This is a genomic window from Staphylococcus sp. SUC_1.2 (assembly GCF_026222585.1).
The window spans coordinates 1-1,640 of the sequence record NZ_JANJPM010000074.1; the positions used below are offsets into that span (position 1 = coordinate 1).

General features: G+C 29.3%; 1 protein-coding gene. It reads left to right on the plus strand.

The genetic code is table 11. The annotated features are described in order from the left end of the window. Positions 1 to 73: 73 nt before the first annotated feature. On the plus strand, positions 74 to 1,640 hold a 1,567-nt coding region (locus NR218_RS12645; protein WP_053031972.1), incomplete at its 3' end, for an IS1182 family transposase.

Consider the following 1,640-nt stretch of genomic DNA (forward strand, 5'->3'; position numbering starts at 1 on the left):
TAATACTTTAAAAAAATAAAGCACTTTCGTATAATTTAATAAACATCACTAAACTAAATTAACGAGGTGCCTTATGTATAAAAATTATAACATGACTCAACTTACTCTACCAATGGAAACTTCAGTTCTTATCCCCACAAATGATATTTCACGACATGTAAATGATATTGTTGAAACAATTCCTGACAATGAATTCGACGAATTCAGACATCACCGTGGTGCAACTTCGTACCATCCTAAAATGATGTTAAAAGTGATTCTATATGCCTACACACAATCTGTATTCTCAGGTCGTAAAATAGAAAAAATGCTTAATGATAGCATCCGAATGATGTGGCTATCACAAAATCAAAAACCTTCTTATAAAACAATTAATCGATTTAGAGTAAATCCAAAAGTAGATGCTTTATTAGAATCTTTATTTATTCAATTTTACAGTCAGTGTGTAAAACAAAATCTTATAGATGATAAAGCTATTTTTATTGATGGTACAAAAATTGAAGCAAATGCCAATCGATATACATTTGTATGGAAAAAGAGTATTCAAAACCATGAATCAAAGATGAATGAGGATTCTAAAGCCCTCTACCATGAATTGGTAACCAATAAAATCATACCGGAAATTAAAGAAGATCATGATAATGAATTAACAAAAGAAGAAATAGATTTGATTGGTAGTCACTTAGATAAAGAAATCGAAGATTTAAACCAACATATCAACAATGAAAAATGTACTAAAACAAGAAAACAAATACGTCTCAAAAGAACTAAAATCAAAAAATACAAAAAGCAAATCAATGATTATTTTGAGCGAAAGTATCGATACGAATTTCAAAAATCTATTTTAAAGGATAGAAATAGTTATTCTAAGACAGATCATGATGCGACATTTATGAGAATGAAAGAAGATCACATGAAAAATGGACAACTTAAGCCAGGGTATAATTTACAAATAGCGACAAATTCCCAATTTGTTTTATCTTATAATGTGTATCAAAATCCAACGGATACTAGAACGATGATTCCATTTTTAAATTCAATTCAAGAGACCTACGGTCATTTACCTGAATATATTGTAGCTGATGCAGGTTATGGTAGTGAATCAAATTATAAGGCAATTATAGATGACTTTAATCGAACGCCACTCATAACATATGGAATGTTTATAAAAGATAAAACTAAAAAATATAAAAGTGACATCTTTAATACTCAAAATTGGAACTATGACGAAATTAATGACGAATTCATTTGTCCGAATAATAAACGGCTAGGTTTTAAAAGATATGCCTATCGTCATGATAAGTATGGTTATAAGCGAGACTTCAAATTATATGAATGTGATGATTGTTCAGAATGTCCTCTGAAAAATCAATGTATGAACTTCAATTCAAAAACAAACAAAAAAATAATGAAGAATTATAACTGGGAATATTTTAAATCCCAAATTAACAAAAAGCTTTCAGAACCAGAAACAAAAAATATCTACAGTCAAAGAAAAATTGATGTGGAACCTGTTTTTGGATTTATGAAGGCTATTTTGGGTTTCACTCGGATGTCTGTCCGAGGACTCAATAAAGTCAAAAGAGAACTTGGTTTTGTATTAATGGCACTTAATATAAGAAAAGTAGTAGCTCAACGAG